Consider the following 17787-nt stretch of genomic DNA (forward strand, 5'->3'; position numbering starts at 1 on the left):
CTAGGAACTAGCGATGGCCACCGATTCTTCCACCTCAGACAGCGGCACAGGGAACGCCTCAAACCGAACTGACTGACTGTGAATGCTGTGTAGCGATCCATCCATGCTGGTCGGCTCAATGCCATCCCGCTTCAACGTCGCCATCAAATCTTCGACTAACGCCGTTCGGTGCGATACAAACGTCGAAGCAAAGCAGCGCCAGAAGCGCCACCCTGCACGCTCAAGGACTCGCTGACGCATCATGTCGTGCTCCCACTGATCGGGGCCATGATACTGATCACCATCACATTCGATCGCCAGGCGCGCATCATTTTCACCTTCGACCACGAGGTCGATCCGATAACTTCCAACCTTGACTTGCGGTTGCACGCGGTACCCGCGCTCAACGAGAAGATCGAAGACTTCGCGCTCAAAATCAGACTCACACAAGGTTCTCAGGTCTGAGACATTCTCTTCGTTCTGCAGATAAGGGGCTTGGAAGTGCTGAATCAGCCCTAGACGTAGTTTGTCGGTCTGGCTCAGTTCTTCGACGGTGATGCTGCGGACCAGATACATGCGATCGCGGGCACGCGAAGCGGCCACGTTGTAGCGCTGACGGAACATTTCCTGGGAGGACGCTTGGGCGCGGCCCGAAACCACCATGGATAGGAACATGATGTCGCGCTCCTTGCCTTGGAAGGTACGGGCATCACCGAAAGCCATTTGGTGTTTCTCAATCACCTCCTCGCCCAGCTCTTGGCTTACCTTGTCCCAGACCAGCTTTGCCTGTTCGCTGCCAACCAAAGAGACCACGCCAATGCTGCGTTTGGCCATCTTTGGATCGGCGGTTATTTTCCTCACTTCCTCAAGTATAAAGATGGCCTCACCTTGGTTCGTCTTGCCATTCCCACGCGAACCGTCAATCACGTGCACATCAATGAGCGGAGGATCAAGCCGCTCAGAAGCGCGTGGCATGCGCAAAGGCCGAAGCTCGTGATTGTAGAATTCACGCTTTGAGTATTCGATGATCGGACCAACACAGCGGAAATGCTCTCGGAGCATTACCTGTCCCTTGGCGAATACGACCTTGAACAGATCGTAGATCGACTTATCAGGCGACATCTGCGGCCGATACAAGTCGACCTGTTTATCCAGATACTGGTTCATCAAGCCACGAATCTTGTCCTCCTCAAGGCCCACACCTTCCGGAGACACCTGCTGATCGTCACCGACGACGAGGATTTTCTTGGCTCGCAAGATGGCCGTCAACGCTGTCAAGTCGGATTGCGAAGCCTCGTCGATTATGACTAAGTCAAATTCACCAAAGGCCACCGGCAATGACTCACTCACACGGTAGTGCGGCATGATCCAGCAAGGAATCGCTGGACTTGCTTTTTCAGCTGCGACACGCGCGTCCTTGCGGAAGCGCGGAGCGCGCACACCGGTACCTCTACCAATCCGAGAAATTGCGACGCGATAGGCTTCCAAAGCTGACTTGACGGCAGGCGTAGCCTTCTCTGCCATTTTCAGCCAAGTGCGTGCCGTCACGGCCTTTTGGTAAACCTTGGAAAGATCTGCCTCAAGATCAGACCGCTGTTGCGACAGGCGGCCCAGTTGGGAGCGCCCATCCATGGTTTCAACCAACGTCAGCAAACGCCGCCAGCGCCAAAGGTCCTTCCAGTTATCAGGCAATAAATCATCGTGAGACGAGGCTAGCGGCTGGCAACGCAGCAGTCGTGCCCATTGATTCGCACCAGATGATTCAAGCTTTTCCGTCACCTCAATGACCACACGCAGATGAGGGCTTTGCCCGTGCTGCCGGCGCAACTCGGCCATCAGCTCGGACCACTGGGCATGTAGCTCGGTCTCGCTCAATGCCGCATTACCAAGAAAATGGTGCAGGAAGCCGGTGACGCCCTCAACAATCGGTCCGTTGCAGCCATCCAATGCGCGCAGGAAGGATTCCTTGACGTGCCAAGTGGAAGCCAATCGATTCCGAGTGAGATTGTGGTCCAGGATTCCTTCAACCCGGGCCAACTGCGAAACCGTGTAACTAGTCCCGCTTACCTCAGCCCAAGAAGGGAGCAGCGGTTTCAACAAGGCTACGAGCGCCTGCTCTTCGCGTACGCAACGGTCCAGAGTTTCGAATGCGTCCAAATACATCGGTAGCTTCGACGCAAACTCATGGGCCGACGCCAACAGCGGCAGTTGCAACTCCTCAGCCAAGGCGTTCCAACGCACAACCATGGCTTCGCACTTACGTGTGAATCGTACAAACTCAAGAACATGGCGCCAGTCCTCTTTGGACTTAGGCGGGCCCGCCAAGACCTTAACGCCCTCGATTGCTTTCTTTTCAGCTGATTTGCCAAAAACCCCCACCAGTCCGAAAGCGCTCTTACTTTGAGACAAGTTATAGATCGCCTGCATCAAGTCATCTGAGACGCCTTGTGGCACGGATACGGGGCGAGCAATGAACTGTTTGCGCTCGCCAAGCAACCCCTGGACCTCCGCCTTTAGCGAATTCAAGAGCTTTAACAGATCATCGTTTCCACTCGACTGGCGGATACGCCGCTCCAGACCCTCCAGCCAATCAAAGTTCATCCCATGTAAGGACTGCCGGGTGTGTTTGAGAGCGACCACACGACTGTGAGCCTCGATCGCATCTTCTATCGTTGCCTGCTCCATATCCCGCAACGCAGGCACAGCGGAAGTACTGACTTGCTCGTTCAACTCAGCCAGACGCGATAAATCCGTGTGAACTTGCTGCAGCTTAGTCACCGCCGGGAAGGCATCAATCGCCGGCAACGTCTGACCAAGCAAATCTAGGTCAGCGCCCAACGCTGCGCGAGCTGCCCGCAAAGCGACAACATCTCCACTATCGAATGTCGGCGTGTACTCGGGTGCGATGGTCAGTACGTCCGGTATCCAACCAGCTTCGTGAGGGTGGTCGGCAATTTCCCTCGCCACCTCTACCGGCAAATATACCTGTCCATCAAGCGAGATCGGCTGCAGGTTCTTCTTGGCCCAAGCCGAAATCTCGTACTCGATCTTGGCGATCTGGGCGTGCAACTGGTCGATTCGTTGATCAAGCTGGACCACTTCTCGACGCATTTGAGGCTTGTCAATCCGGCCAACCTCCGCCGAAATCTTCCGTATTGCGTGTTCGAACTGTTTCATGCCATCGGCTTCGCTGCTTAGCAGGCTGATGGCCAACGGGCGAATGTCTTCAGGTAACTTTTCCTGAAGAACTGATAAGGCCGGGTCTTTCATTGAAGTGACCAACACGCGCTTGCCTAATGCGAGGTAGTGGGAAATCACATTAGCAATCGTGTGCGTCTTGCCCGTTCCCGGCGGGCCTTGGACGACCACCCCGTCATGGTGGTCCAACATCTGGACAATCTGGACCTGCTCGTCGTTATAGGGCAGCGGGAAGAACAGGTCATTGGCCTTGTCCGAGGTGCCCGCATGCCGGTCGATGTTAGACAGCCCGCGATAATTCGTCGGTTCAGGCTCGTCCACCCGGTTCGAGGGATCGGACACCAACGCCAAGGTAGCCGACGACAGACTGGTCAAATCAATACCTGATTCAAGCAGCTTCTCAAACCGCTCGATGTCTTGGATGAACAAGCTGGAGGATCGTGGACGGGCAAACAGGACCCAGGTATCGGTGACTTGCAAGTTTTGAGAGGCTTTGGGGAGTTGCCGATCATCGGCCGTGGTCTGTGCCGGCCAGTACACCCCCTTTGCATCCAGCAAGCTAGCCGCGGACCGCAAGAGCGGCTCGTAGGTACTGGGCACGAAGGGGCTGAGGGACTCTTCGAGTCGCGAAAAATGGTCCTTCCCTGCGCGTGCCACATTGGCTACACCGGGGTTGTCCAACGCTGCATAAATCTCGAGTTCGACGCGCGGATCAAGTGAGCGCGGGCGAAGATCGATTGCGTGAGTGCGCTCATCGACCGCCAGCTCTACCAACTTAGTCAGCAAAGGATAGTAGACCTTGCCATCCGGGAGTTCCCAGATCGCCACTCCAACACCCATTACCAACTCTAGTGGTGAATCGACGAGATTACCTTGCAGCATCTGATTTAGGGCGAACAGCGAGGAATAGAACCCAATCGATTTGCGAACTTCCTTCTCTTGGTTCGCCCACGGCTGCCAGAAATTCTCGATATATATTCGAAGCTCCGAATCTACTTGTTCCGCAATCGACAAAGTTTCCAATCGAATCGGCAAGCTGCGCTCTTCTTCCGTGATGGGCTCGGGAGATTCAATACCAAGAGATTCCAACTTCGCTCGGTCTATCACCGACACCAGAGCCGGGAGATTCGCAGGATTCTTGGACTGCGCGATCAACGCCACCAGCAACTGGGTCTTTGGAATCGGCGGCGCTGTTTCATGTAGGCGAGCTACGCGCAGCCAGACATCGTCTTCATTCGCGCCGATGTTAAATTCGATGCCGGGCAAGCCGAGCAACTCATTCTCATAGGCTTTAAAAATTCCGTGACGCTCGACTGCACGGACAGGCGTGCCCTTGAGTTTTGCGGTTTGGATTACGTAGTTCAACAGCCCGCTCAAGCGTTCAATGATATTCATTGCAGTCCCGGTGTGGGCGATGGACCCGTCAGCGTGAGTGGCTGATGGTTGAATTAGCGGGACGCTGGAAACAGACGCACCGATCGTCGGTTGCTCCTCAATGGAGCATGCCTCCTGGCGCTGTTCTGAGGTCGCCTGAAAAGCGTGGACTTTTTGCTTTAGATAAGTTGCACGGGGCTTGGCTCGGTGTTCGAGCTCCTGCGCTAGTCTGTCCAGTGCAGCCAAATCGCGCTGGGTCACGGCTTGTTCGAAGAGAGTCTCCAACTCTTCGGTGCTGGCGTTGAAATAAGGACGTACGCTCATCATTCCCCGAACCAACTCTGACAGCGGTGCGCTCACAATGAGCGGGGACACGCATACTTGCCGTTGCCAATCCCTCTAAAACGAGAACAATTCTAACGCGACACGGTACTGCCCGTGCACCGAGCTGGTTTCTTTATGACTTCCAGGACAGTCGCCTGTTCAATTGTTCTCGTCGCGGAAATCCGCGCCTTACATTTCTGAGCTCTCGGATGTTACCGCTACGCAATATCAGGCACTCGAATTGCATGGTCGTCAATTAGTTGGCAGTCCCAATGACCGTGTGGCTTAGGCGCCCCTCCCTTAGTGGCTCAAGCGCCTTCCCAGCCCCGACCACCGCCCCGCATGCCGCGCCAACGCATGCGCGATGACCTCCGCACTCCCCGCCACATGCAACACGCTCCGCGCCCGCGTCGTCCCCGTGTACACCAGCTCCCGCGAAAGCACCCGGTTGAAGCGCTCCGGCAACACCAACCACACCTCGTCGAACTCGCTGCCCTGCGCCTTGTGCACCGTCATCGCGAACGCGCTGTCATGCGCAGGCAGCGCCGCAGGGTGGAACGGTCGCGGGGTACGCGCATCGTCGCCGGGGAACCACGCCATCAACGTGCCGCTGTCATCGCGCAGGCAGATGCCGATGTCGCCGTTGAACAGCCGATGGCGATAGCTGTTCTCGGTCACCAGCAGCAGTCGGCCATGGAAGTAGCGGCTTGCCGCGGACGCAGGACCTGCGCCGCGCCGCGTACCGGCGAGCATCTCCTCGATGCGCGCATTGAGCCCACGCGCGCCCTGCGGGCCTTCGCGCACGGCAGTGAGGATCCGCAGGCGCCCGGCACGCGCGAGTGCATCGGCGGGATCGCTGGCGTCGGCGAGGGACGTCCAGTGCGCGAGCAGCTGCTCGCGATGCGACTGCAACGGGTCGGCATTGCCTTCGTGGAAATGCACACCAGACAGTTCGCCGCTGCGCAGCAGTGACAGCGCGGTAGCGGTGTCCCCTTCGCGCACAGCGGCGGCCAGCGGCGCGAGGTCGAGCGCTGCGCTCTGGCGATAGCCGCGGGTGAGGTGGATGTGGCGGGCCGGGAATGTGGCGCCGGGCGCGGTGGCTTCGGCGGCGCGCAGGATGCCGGCGAGCACGTCGCCCGCTTCCACCGAGGGCAGCTGGTCGGGGTCGCCGAGCAGGACCAGGCGCGCGCCGTCGGGCACGGCTTCGACCAGCTTGGCCATCAGCGGCAGGTCGATCATCGAGGCCTCGTCCACCACCACCACGTCGAACGGCAGCGTGTTGTCGGCGTGGTGCCGGAACCGTGGGCTGTCGGGGATGGTGCCGAGCAGGCGGTGCAGCGTGGTGCCGGTGGTGGGCAGCCGCGCGCACAGAGCAGGTTGGACGCCGAGCGCGGGCAGCGCCTGCACGGCGTTGCGCACGCTCTCGGCCATGCGTTCGGCGGCGCGGCCGGTGGGCGCGGCCAGGGCGATGCGCGGCGGCGCGGCGCCGGCTTCGAGCGCCTGCGCGGCCAGCAGCACCAGCATGCGGGTGATGGTGGTGGTCTTGCCGGTACCGGGGCCGCCGGTGACCAGCAGCAGGCTGTGGTGGAGCGCGGCGGCGGCGGCGCGGGATTGCTGATCGTCGCTAGTGGCGGCTTCGGGGAAGAGCTGGGCGAAGAGGGGTGCGAGGTGTGCGGGGACGTGCGCGTCGCCTCCATCGCTTACGGCCGCGCCTGTGTGCGGGGCGGCGCGGCCGATGCGGCGCAGGCCGTCGGCCAGGCGGCGCTCGTACTCGCGGTAGCGGCGCAGGTAGACGAGGCCGTGCTCGTACACGAGCGGGGCGTCCGCGGCGGATTCGGCATCGCCGGCGTCCGGGTGGGCGACCCAGCGCGAGGCTTCGAGCGCGGCGGTCCAGGCCTCGGGTGTGGGCCAGTCGATCGCGGCATCGACCAGGCGCTGCGGCTCCGCGGGATCGAAGCCTGCGTGTCCGGATGCGACCGCGAGCGAGGCCAGTGCCGCCGCCGCGAGCACGCTGTCCGGCGTGTCCGGATCCAGTCGGCGCAGGCTCTGCGCCAGGGCGTGGTCGAGGGTGCGCAGCGCGCCGGTCTTGCGGAGCTCCTGCAGCAGGCCCGTGCGGGGCGTTGCATGCGCCTGGTCCGGCGGCGTCGCATCGCGCATGCCTGGCGCGCTCGCTTCCACGTCGACGACCGTGTCGACCTTGTTGACTGCGTCGCCAGCCTGGCTCTCGGGAAACAGCGGGAGCGTGCTCATGCCGCAACCTCCACGGAGTGGCCAGAAAACAGCGCGTCGAGTTCGTCGACCAACTCCGGATCAAACCGCCACGCCTGCACGCCCTGCGCATCCGAGCGCGCGGCATCCAGACCGCGGCAGAACACGTAGCGCACCCCACCGAAGTCGCGGGCGTAGTCGTACTTGTCACCCAGCCGGAACCGCAGCCAGCGATGCAGCGCCAGCGTGTAGATCAGCGCCTGCAGGTCGTACTCGCTGTGCGCCATGGCGTCATCCAGCTGCGCGGGGCCGTAGCCGGGCAGGCGGTTGGACTTGTAGTCGAGCACGTACCAGCGGCCGTCGTGCACGTAGGTGAGGTCGATCAGGCCGGTCATCAGCCCTTCCAGCCGGCGCCGCGCGCCGAAGCCCTGGCGCGCGGTGAGCAGGCCGTGGCGGTGCAGCAGCGCGAGCAGCGCGTCGACGCGGGTGGGCGCGAGCGCGAACTGGAACTCGATCTCCGGGCGGCGCCGGTCCGGGGGCACGTCGGCCAGGCGCACGCCTTCGGGCAGGGCCACGGTGAGCGTGTGGCCGATGAGCGGAGTGAGCACGTTGATGCCGTCGTCGATGTCTTCGGCCGGGTAGCCGCCGGCGCGCAGGCGTTTGGCAATCAGCTCGGCATCGTCAGCGCCTGGCGCGGGCGCACCGGGCGTCCACGCGGACCAGCGCGCGAAGTCGGTGTGTTCCAGCACGTCGTGCAGCACCACGCCGAAGCGGGTGCCGGCGAAGCGCGGGTCGAAGACGTCGGCCTCGGTGGCCGGGTCGGCACCCGACGCAGGCGCGGCATCCGCATCTGCCGCGGGCTCGTCCTGGCCGCCGGGCGCGGGTTGGGTGGCGCTGGCGGAGGCGTCGCCCTGGCCTTCGGCGTTGGCGAGCTGGGTGAAGCTGTAGACCCACCAGACGCTGGCCAGCGCGCGTCCGGCGATGCGCGCGGGCGGCACGCTGTCGGTGGAATCCGCCGTAAACCACGGCAGCTTGGCCGGCGGCGTGCTGTCGTCGATGGCGACCGCGCTGCCGAGTGCGGCGGCCAGTGCATCAGGCGTGGCCACCATGTGCAGCAGCGGCGACTTGTCGTGGTTGCTGAACATGCCGCTGGCCAGCCACAGCGCGTGGCGCGCGCGGGTGAGGCCGACGTACAGCAGGCGCGCGTCTTCGGCGCGCTGCGCGAGGCGCCAGGCGTCTTCGGCCTCGTCCCAGCCGGACTGCGAGCGCATCAGCTTCCAGTGCAGCGCGCGACCGGCCTTGCCGTTCACCACGGCGCGCTGCCCGGGGCTGCGCGTGGGCGAACCGATGGCCGCGAACGGCATGAACACCAGCGGGTACTCCAGGCCCTTGCTCTTGTGCAGGGTGACCACCTGCACGCGCCGGGCGTCGGACTCCAGCCGCAGCAGCTGGCTCTCGTCGTTGGCATTGGCGTCGGCGATGGCATTCGCCAGCCAGTCGACCAGGCCGTGCAGGCCGAGCGCGCGCGCCTGCGCGTCCTGCAGCAGTTCGGCGAGCTGCAGGTAGTTGGTGAGGCGGCGCTCGCCGTCGAGCAGGCCGAGCAGGCGGCCGGCGTGTTCGGCGCACAGGTCGTTGATGAGCGCGAGCGGGCCGCCGCGCTGCAGGCGGTCGCGCCAGGCCAGTGCCTTGAGCTGCCAGTCGCGCAGGGCGTCGCCGTCTTCGTCGAGCGTGGCGATCGCGGTGGCGTCCAGTCCCACCAGCACCGTGGACAGCGCCATGCGCAGGCGGCCGTCGTCGGCGCCGTGAAGCAGCGCGAGCAGCAGCGCGTGCAGGTCGCGCGCCTCGGGCGTGGCGAACAGGCTCTGCTTGCCGGCGGCGACCGCGGGGATGCCGGCCATCGCCAGCGCGTGGCGGATGCGCGTGGCCTCGTTGTGCGAGCGCACCAGCACGGCGATGTCGCCGGGCTGCACGGGGCGGCCTTCGATGCTGGCGTGGCCGTCGCGGGCATCGGTCAACACGCGGTGGATGGCGGCGGCGCAGGCTTGCGTTGCGAGCTCGCGCGAGCGGCCGGCGCTGTGCGGCTTCAGCTTGCCCTTGGCGTCGGCCTCTGGCGGCGGCGCGCGCCACAGGGTGAGTGCGGGCGCGGTGACGCCGTGGTGCTGGAAGTCGGCGTCGGTACGCACGCCGCCGGGGAGCACTTCCTTGAAGGCGATGCGGCCGTCGATGAAGGGCGGCGGGACCTTGTCGTCGGCGTCGGACGCCGCCTGCGCCTGCGCGTACAGCGCGGAGACCGCCTGCAGCACCGAGGGCCTCGAGCGGAAGTTGAGCGCGAGCGGCGGCGCGCTCTCGGCGGTGGCGCGCGCGGCGAGGTAGGTCTCGACATCGCCACCGCGGAAGCCGTAGATCGCCTGCTTGGGGTCGCCGATCACGTACAGCGCCGGCGCACCGCTGGCAGCGCCGAACACGCGGTCAAAAATGCGCCACTGGCGCGCGTCGGTGTCCTGGAATTCATCGACCAGCGCCACGGCGTACTGCGCGCGCAGCTTGGCGGTGAGCGCTTCGGCCTGGCGGCCGTCGTCATGCGTGGGGTCGATGGCGTCGGCGACGCGATCGATCAGATCGTCATAAGTCTGCACGCGCTGCTGCTGCTTGGCACGGGCGACCCGCAGGCGGGCGTCGTCGCGCAGGCGGTGCAGCAGTTCGACGCGGCGCGCGTCCTTCCACTCGGCCACCGCGGTGAGGGCGTCGAGGTAGCCGGGCACGGCGTCGCAGATCGGCGAATCGGGCGTGCGGCCGGTGTGCTTCACGCTCGTGCGCTGGATCAGGGTGTCGCGGTGCAGCTGCGGAAGCTTGGCGTGTTCGAACGGCGCGCCGCGCTCGCCGGCGTGGCACCAGTGGTGCAGCGAATCGAACAGCGCGGCGATCCAGTCGAGCTTGTAGCTGCCGCCGTGCAGGATCTTGCCTTCCACCGCGGACACCAGCGCGGCGCGGAAATCGTCGCCGTGGGCGCGGAAGGCGGTGGCCAGCGCCTCGCCGGTGGCGTGCAGGCGCGGCGCTGGATCGTCCGGCAGCTCGGCCAGCGCCGGGCGCAGCAGGGGTTCGCGCACCAGCGGCGCGAGATCCGCGGCCAGCGCCTGCGGGCCACCCGGCCACAGCGCCAGCAGGTCGTCGGCGGCGTCCGCAGTGCTGCCGTGCGAACGCCACAGGTCGGCGGCGATGGCTTCGTACAGCGCGGTGTCGCTGGTGAGCAGCTCCGGCGCATCGAAGGCCTGGCCGACTTCCAGCGCATGCTCGCGCAGCACGCGCGCGCAAAAGCCGTGGATGGTGAATATGGCTGCGAGGTCGATGTCGTTGGCGGCTGCGCGCAGGCGGCGGCGCAGGGCGTCGGCGGATTCGCTGTCGCGCGCGAGGTGGGCGTTGAGCACGGCGTGGGTGAGCGTGGCTTCTGGCGACGCGTTTGCCGCCGGCGTGGTGCCGACCAGCGCTTCGGCCAGCAGCAGGCGCGCGCGGATGCGGCTGCGCAGCTCTTGCGTGGCGGCCTCGGTGAAGGTGACGGCGAGCACCTGGCCCACGCGCAGCCCGCGCTCCACCACCAGGCGCACGACCAGCGTGGCCAGGGTGAAGGTCTTGCCGGTGCCGGCCGACGCCTCGATGGCGTGCACGCCGTCGAGCGCGAGGTCGAGGTACGGGTCGCGGGCGGGCGCGTGCTGGGTGTCGCCGTCGGCGCTCATTCGGCGTCCTCCAGGTCGAGCTTGGCGGCGATGTCGCGCAGCGCGCCGAGGTCGGTGCCGGCATAGACCTTGCCGGCCACCACCGCGGAATAGATCGCCATCGCCAGGTCCACGAACGCGACCTGCGTGGCCTCGTCGCTGAACGGGTCGCGGCCGCGCAGCGCGAGCCGCAGCGCTTCGCCCGTGCCCTCGCCCCAGCTGCGGTCGCTGCCGTGCCAGCGCCTGGCGGCAAGGTCCAGGCCGCGCTCGAGGCTGTCGGCGCGGTACAGCTCCCAGCCGCTGTAGGGCGCGAACGGCAGGGGCCGGCGCAGGCCTTTGCTGCGCAGGTCGATGAGCATGCGCAGCACGTCGCGCGCTTCATCGGCATCCAGCGGTGGGCGCACGAACGGACCGACGCCGTGTTCGCCGCCGTCGTGGAATTCGACCAGCGGCACGCGTTGGCCGGCCGCGCTTGCCAGAAGCCAGTCGAGGCCGTTGCGGATCGCGGACTGCCCGGCGGGCGGATCGAAGCGGATACGTGCGATGCCGTGCGGGTAGGCATCGGCGACGCGGCCCTGCAGCTTCACGCGGCGCGCGATGCCATCGCTGTCCGGCAGCACCACGCCCTCGAACGGGACTTCGATCGGCCTTGGCACCTCCGGTACCGCAGCACCTCGCCACGCGTCGAAGGCGGCCGCATACGCATCCACCTGCCCGCGCACATCGTCCAGCGTGCGCCGGCCCAGCGGTCCGGACGGCAGCAGGCCGCGCGCGCGCAGCAGGGCGTGCGTCGACGCGTCGTCGTCACCGCGCAGCACGGCGTCGAACACCGCCTTCTGCAGCTGCTGGCGCGCAAAACCACGGCCCGGCGCCAGCAGCGGCTCGACGTCCTCGTCGATCGCCTCGACCTCGGCCAGGCGCAGGCCGAGGCGCTGCTTCAGGAACACGTCGGCCGGCGCCTGCAGGAAGCGGCGCAGCTCGTCGAGCGACAGCGTGTGCTCGCGTGCGTCGCCGTCCTGCACCGAATGCGTGGCGCTGCGCCCGTCGGCTTCACCAGCCGCCTTCGCGGCCATCGCCGCCAACGCGTTATCCCCAAACCACGCCGGCAACGGCACCCGCTGCTGCGCAGGCTGAGCCGCCGCCGGCCACCACTGCGCGTGGTACGAGAACCGCCGCGGTTCGTCACTGCTGCCAAACGCCGCCGGCGCGAACGGCTGCAGCGTGTGCCGCACCACCAGCGCGTCGCCCGCCTCCGCCTCCGGTGCGTGCTGCGCATCGGCGGCCGCCAGCAGATCCGCCACCAGCACCGACGGCTCGCGCGCACTGCCGTCGCGCGGGTCGGCGCCCTGGTAGCTCACGTAGAACACGTCCTGCGCGGCGCTGAACAGCTGCAGGAACAGGAAGCGGTCGTCATCGCGCGTGGAGCGGTCGCCCTGGCGGCGCTGGCCGCTGGCGAGATCGGCGGTGAGGCGGTCGAGGCCGCCGGCGGGGTCGCGGCGCGGGAACTCGCCGTCGTCCATGCCCAGCAGGCAGATGGCGCGGAACGGCAGCAGGCGCATCGGCACCATGCGGCCGATGCTGACGCCGCCGGTGAGCAGCGGCGCGCGGGTGTCGGCTTCGCCCAGCGCGGCTGCGAAATGCGCGCGCACGACTTCGGCGTGAACCGGCGTGGCCACGCCGGCGCGACGCGCATCGGCGGCGAAGGCATCGATGAGGCTGCGCAGGCGATCCAGCGCGCGACGCGACGCAGGCGATGACGGCGGCTTCGGCAGCAGCGCATCCAGCAGGCGGATCAGGCGCTCGCGCCACTCCTCGGGCGGCAGTGCTTCATCCAGCGTGCGGGCGTGGCGCGCGAGCACGCGCAGCAGCCGCACCAGGGTGTCGAGTGCGTCCAGCGCGCTGCCTTCCAGCTCCGGCATCGGCGCAATGACCTGGCCGCTGGCGGTGGTGATGGGCGCATCGCTGCCGGTGGCATGGCCGAGCAGCAGGCGGTCGAGTGCGAAGGCCCATGTATAAGCGTCGTCCGCCGGCGCATCCAGGCGCGCGCGGTGCGCGGCGTCCAGCCCCCAGCGCGCGCCGGCGGCGTGCAGCCAGGCGTGCAGGCGCGCGAAGGCGGCGGCATCGAGCGCGGCGGCTTCGGCCAGCGGCGGGCTGGCCAGCAGGTCCAGCGTTTCCACCAGGCCGAAGCGCGCCACCGGCAGTGCCAGCAGGCGCAGGAACACTTCCGCCAGCGGCTCGCCGGCCAAGGGGCTGGCATCGGCGACGGCGTAGGGAATGGAGTCCGCCCGGCCGCGGCCGCCGAACACGGCGTCGAGGTAGGGCAGATAGGGATCGATATCCGGCGCCAGAACCGCGACGTCGCGCGGCTCCAGCGGCGGGTCGAAGCGCGGGTCCTCGAACAGCGCGCGCAGCTGGTCGTGCAGCACCTGCAGCTCGCGCAGGCGGGTGTGGCAGGCATGCACCTGCAGGCTGGGGTCGTCGCGGCGCAGCGCGTGCAGGCGGGTGCGCGCGTCGTCTGCCGTTGGCGTCAGTGGCGGCGACGGGCGGCGGTGGAACAGGTCCGACTGCAGGCGCCGCAGCAGGCTGCCGTGCAGCGCGCCGCCGCCCTCGCCCGGGTCGGCATCGCCGCGGATCTCGATGTCCGGGTGCACCACTTCGTAGTTGCCCAGCACCGCCATGAAGTCGCGCCCGGCCGCGCCCCAGGCGCGCAGCAGCGGGTTTTCGCCGGCAGCGGCCTCCGGATCGCCGCCGCGTGCGCGCTGCAGGTCGCCCCAGTAGTCGCGGCTGGGCGACGGCACATACAGATGCAGCGTGCCGACGCGCGCCTGGCTGGCGATCACGCGCAGCACGTCCGGCGACACGTTGAGGATTGCGAAGGCGAACAGGCGCTTGGGCAGGCCGGCCGGCAGCGGCGTGCCTGCGTCTGCGAAGCCACGCAGGTAGGCATCAATGCGCCGCGCGCGATGGTCCGTGCCGCCCGCCACGCGCCGCCACAGCGCCGCCTGCGGATCGCGCGGCGCGTCACCCGCCTCCCACGCCAGCAGCCATTCGCGGCGCCAGGCCTTGTACTTCTCGAACGCCTGCGCGAGCTCGCCGGCCAGCGACCAGGCCTTCAGCGGGTCGGGTGCGGTTTCGAGATAGGCGCGCATGGGCTGCAGGCCGCGATCGCGCAGCAGCACCGGATCCGCGAGCGCGGCATGGATGCGCCAGCGCAGCGCGGCGGCGTCGAGGTCGTCACCACGCCCCGGCACGTTGCCATCCAGCGCGCGCTGCACGAACTCGCCCGGCGTCAGGAACTCCAGGTTGGCGGCCACGCCGTGCGCTTCGGCCAGCGTGGCCTGCAGCCAGCGGCGCATGGCCACCTGCGGGATCAGGATCACGTCCGGCTCCAGCAGCCCCTGGCCGGGCGCGGGCGTGCGCAGCTCGGCGGCCAGCAGTCCGGCCAGCACGTCGAGCGCATTGGAGTGGTAGAGGCGGAAGTCGCCGGTCCCCTGGGTCATGTGGCCATCATGCCGGAGCGCGGTCGCAGCCGGTGATACGCGCGCCGCGTGCACGGCCCGCGCACCCGCAGCCGCATACGCTGCATTCCACACCCGCCGCGCGTCATCGGTGGCGAGTGCGCGATAATCCCCGCCCCACTGATCCGGGCACTCCGCCCGCATTCAGGCGCTGCGCCACATCATTCGCCGGATTTTGTCCGTCGCCGCCCCTTCGAGTTGCACGACACGATGCCCGACACCGCACTGCCCATGCCGGACACCGCCGTGCGCCTTTCCGGCGTGCGCCTGGACCGTGGCGCGCGCACCATCCTGTCCGGCATCGACCTGGCGGTGAAGCGCGGCAGCATCACCGCCGTGCTCGGCCCGTCCGGCAGCGGCAAGTCGACGCTGCTCGCCGCGCTCACCGGCGAACTGCCGCCGGCCGCGGGCACCGTGGAGGTGCTGGGCCAGAACGTGCCGCGCAAGCAGCGCCCGCTGCTCGAGCTGCGCAAGTCGATCGGCGTGCTGCTGCAGGGCAACGGCCTGCTCACCGACCTCACCGCCGCCGAGAACGTGGCGCTGCCGCTGCGCACCCACACACGCCTGCCCAAGCCGGTGATCGACCGCCTGGTGCGCATGAAGCTGCATGCGGTGGGCCTGCGCGCCGCCGCCGATCTCTACCCGCGCGAGCTGTCCGGCGGCATGGCGCGGCGCGTGGCGCTGGCGCGTGCGCTGTCGCTCGACCCGCCGCTGATGGTCTACGACGAGCCGCTGACCGGGCTGGACCCGATCGCCTCGGGCGTGATCATGAGCCTGATCGCGCGGCTCAACGCCAGCCTCGGCCTGACCAGCGTGATCGTGAGCCACCACGTGAACGAAACCCTGCCGATCGCCGACCAGGCGATCGTGATCGCCGACGGCCGCATCGTGTTCACCGGTACGCCGGCCGAGCTCGAGGCCAGCCACGACCCGCTGCTGCTGCAGTTCCTGCGCGGCGAGCCGGACGGGCCAATCGCGTTCGATGCGGTCGAGACCCGGGCCACGCAGACCATGGAGGCGCGCTGATGCCGTTCGTCGAAGCCACGCGCTCGCTGGGCCGCGCCGGGCTGTTCTCGCTGTCGGTACTGCGGGCGTCGAAGCCGACCGCCGACTTCTTCGTCGAGCTGACGCGCGAGATCTACAAGATCGGCGCGCGCAGCCTGCCGATCATCGCGGTGGGCGGCGCCTTCGTGGGCCTGTCGCTGACGCTCCTGGGTTACCGCGCGCTGGAGACCTACGGCGCGTCGAGCCAGGTGAGCGTGCTGATCGGGCTTGGCCTGTACCGCGAGCTTGCGCCGGTGCTCACCGCGCTGCTGTTCGTGGGCCGCGCCGGCTCGTCGATCGCCGCCGAGCTGGCGCTGATGCGCGCCACCGACCAGATCCAGGCGCTCGGGCTGATGGCCATCGACCCGATCGCCAAGGCGGTCGCGCCGCGCTTCTGGGCGGCGGTGATCGCGGTGCCGCTGCTCACGGCGTTCTTCGTGAGCCTGGCGCTCACCGCGAGCTGGTTCGAGGCGGTGCAGGTGCTCGGCATCGACAACGGCGGGTTCTGGCAGACGCTGCGCGATGCGGTCGATTTCCGCGACGACTTCCTGGTGGCGTTCATGAAGTCGGCGGTGTTCGGCGGCACGGCGGCGCTCGTGGCGGCCTACGTGGGCTTCCACGCCGAGCCGACCATCGAGGGCACCTCGCTGGCCACCACGCGCGCGGTCGTCAACGCCTCGTTGCTGGTGCTGATGTTCAACTTCGTGCTGTCCGCGCTGCTGTTCCGATGAATATGGATCAGAGCGTTTTTGGCCGCGGATTTACGCGGATCAAGCGGATTACGCGGATTGGGCCGTCGCGGGGCGTGGATCCGCGCGCTGCACGTATGCATGGTCAAGGCATCCTGCCCATGTCGCGTTGGATCTATCCGTGTAAATCCGCGTCATCCGCGTCATCCGCGTCATCCGTGGTAAGTCGCTTCCCCGAGGTTTCACAATGAGTACTTCACGTGGTCCCCGTATCGAGTTCGCGGTTGGAGCATTCCTGCTGCTGGCGATGGCGTCGCTGCTGGTGCTGGCGATCGCCTCCACCAACGGCCGCTTCGGGCTGTCGCGCGACAGCTACGAGCTGACCGCGCGCTTCACCAACCTGGGGCAGCTGCGGCCCAACGCCGCGGTCAAGATCGGCGGCGTGAGCATCGGCCGCGTGTCGGGCATCACCCTTGATCCGGTCAAGTTCGACTCCATCGTGACCATGGACATCGACAGCCGCTACAACGAGATCCCGGTGGACACCTCGGCCGGCATCCTCACCGGCGGCCTGCTCGGCGAAAGCTACGTCGGCATGCAGCCCGGCGGCGACATGGAAGTGCTCAAGCCCGGCGAAGAGCTGGTCTACACCCAGCCCGCCGTCGACCTGATGCAGATGGTCGGCAAGTACATGTTCAGCGGTGGCGGCGATGATGCCGCGACCGGTGCGGCTGCAACGCCCGACACCACCACCTCCCCGCCCCCCCCGGAGACCACCCCATGACGGCACGCCAGATCCTGCTTCCCCTCGCCATCGCCGCCGCGCTGGCCGTGGCCGCGCCGCTTTCGGCACAGGCCCAGACCGCCGCCACCAAGCCGGCCGCCACCGCGGCGCAGGGCTCGCCCAGCCAGATGGTGCTCGACAACAGCACCCGCGTGCTGGCCACGCTGGAGTCGCGCCGCGCCGAGTTCAGCGCCGACCGCAGCAAGCTGCAGGCGTTCATCACCAGCGAGTTCGACCAGATGTTCGACCGCGAATACGCGGCGCGCCAGGTGCTGGGCCGCCACGGCCGCGGCGCCGCCGATGCCGACGTCAAGGTGTTCTCCGACGCGCTGGCCGAGAACCTGATGCGCCGCTACGGCTCGTCGCTGCTCGATTTCAACACCCGCCTGCGGGTGCGCGTGAAGTCCGAAACCGCGCTGCCGCGCGGCGCCGGCGTGCGCGTGGCCAGCGAGATGCTGCGCTCGGGCGGCGAGCCGATCCCGGTCGACTACCTGATGCGCAACGTCGGCGGCACCTGGAAGGTGTTCGACGTGATGGTGGAGGGCGTGTCGTTCGTGCAGACCTTCCGCCAGCAGTTCGACACGCCGCTCAGCCGCAAGTCGATCCGCGACGTGGCCGCCGACCTGCGCGCCGGCCGCGTGCAGGCCGATGCCGGCACCCGTTGACGCCGGCGTAAGCCGCGACGGCGACGCGCTGGTGTTCACCGGCGCGCTGCTGCGGGCGCACGTGCCCGCGCTCTGGCAGGCGGCGCAGCCGCTGCGTGCCGGCGCGCGGCGTTTCGACGTACGCCAGGTCTCGAAGCTGGACAGCGCCGGCCTGGCGCTGCTGGCCGAGCTGGGCGTTGCGGACGGCGGCGGCATCGCCATCGACGGCATGCCGGCCGGCCTGGCCGAGCTGCGCGCCGCGTACCGTCTCGATGACCAGCTCGCGTTCGCGCGCTGACCCGCCCTTTCCCAGAA

General features: G+C 67.4%; 9 protein-coding genes. 5 read left to right on the forward strand and 4 right to left on the reverse strand.

The window, feature by feature from the left end:
• From JHB91_RS09490 to recC, 4 genes are all read right to left on the reverse strand, one after another.
• Positions 1–4875, reverse strand: a complete 4875-nt coding sequence (locus tag JHB91_RS09490) for an AAA domain-containing protein (RefSeq protein ID WP_199472539.1) — start codon at positions 4873–4875, stop codon at positions 1–3.
• A gap of 300 nt (positions 4876–5175) precedes the next feature.
• Entirely contained in the window at positions 5176–7032 is a 1857-nt protein-coding gene (gene recD, locus JHB91_RS09495; RefSeq protein WP_199472717.1) for an exodeoxyribonuclease V subunit alpha, read from the reverse strand.
• An 89-nt stretch (positions 7033–7121) separates the two neighbouring features.
• Positions 7122–10814, reverse strand: coding sequence for an exodeoxyribonuclease V subunit beta (locus JHB91_RS09500; RefSeq protein WP_199472540.1), 3693 nt, complete (start codon positions 10812–10814; stop codon positions 7122–7124).
• Positions 10811–14293: an exodeoxyribonuclease V subunit gamma gene (gene recC, locus JHB91_RS09505; protein WP_199472541.1), complete on the reverse strand. Its 3483-nt coding sequence runs from the start codon at positions 14291–14293 to the stop codon at positions 10811–10813. The genes JHB91_RS09500 and recC overlap by 4 nt, the downstream gene beginning before the upstream one ends.
• Positions 14294–14521: 228 nt before the next feature.
• On the opposite strand from recC, the gene JHB91_RS09510 reads away from it, so the two are divergent.
• From JHB91_RS09510 to JHB91_RS09530, 5 genes are all read left to right on the forward strand, one after another.
• Positions 14522–15337, forward strand: coding sequence for an ATP-binding cassette domain-containing protein (locus JHB91_RS09510; protein ID WP_199472542.1), 816 nt, complete (start codon positions 14522–14524; stop codon positions 15335–15337).
• Complete coding sequence (locus JHB91_RS09515; protein WP_199374453.1) at positions 15337–16086, forward strand: MlaE family lipid ABC transporter permease subunit; 750 nt, start codon at positions 15337–15339, stop codon at positions 16084–16086. The genes JHB91_RS09510 and JHB91_RS09515 overlap by 1 nt, the downstream gene beginning before the upstream one ends.
• Before the next feature lie 205 nt (positions 16087–16291).
• Positions 16292–16828, forward strand: a complete 537-nt coding sequence (gene mlaD / locus JHB91_RS09520; RefSeq protein ID WP_199472543.1) for an outer membrane lipid asymmetry maintenance protein MlaD — start codon at positions 16292–16294, stop codon at positions 16826–16828.
• Positions 16825–17493: an ABC transporter substrate-binding protein gene (locus tag JHB91_RS09525; RefSeq protein ID WP_199472544.1), complete on the forward strand. Its 669-nt coding sequence runs from the start codon at positions 16825–16827 to the stop codon at positions 17491–17493. Before mlaD ends, JHB91_RS09525 begins: the two co-directional genes overlap by 4 nt.
• Positions 17477–17770: an STAS domain-containing protein gene (locus tag JHB91_RS09530; RefSeq protein ID WP_199472545.1), complete on the forward strand. Its 294-nt coding sequence runs from the start codon at positions 17477–17479 to the stop codon at positions 17768–17770. The genes JHB91_RS09525 and JHB91_RS09530 overlap by 17 nt, the downstream gene beginning before the upstream one ends.
• The last annotated feature ends 17 nt before the right edge of the window (positions 17771–17787 follow it).

The organism is Luteimonas sp. MC1828, from assembly GCF_016461615.1.
GTDB lineage: Bacteria > Pseudomonadota > Gammaproteobacteria > Xanthomonadales > Xanthomonadaceae > Luteimonas.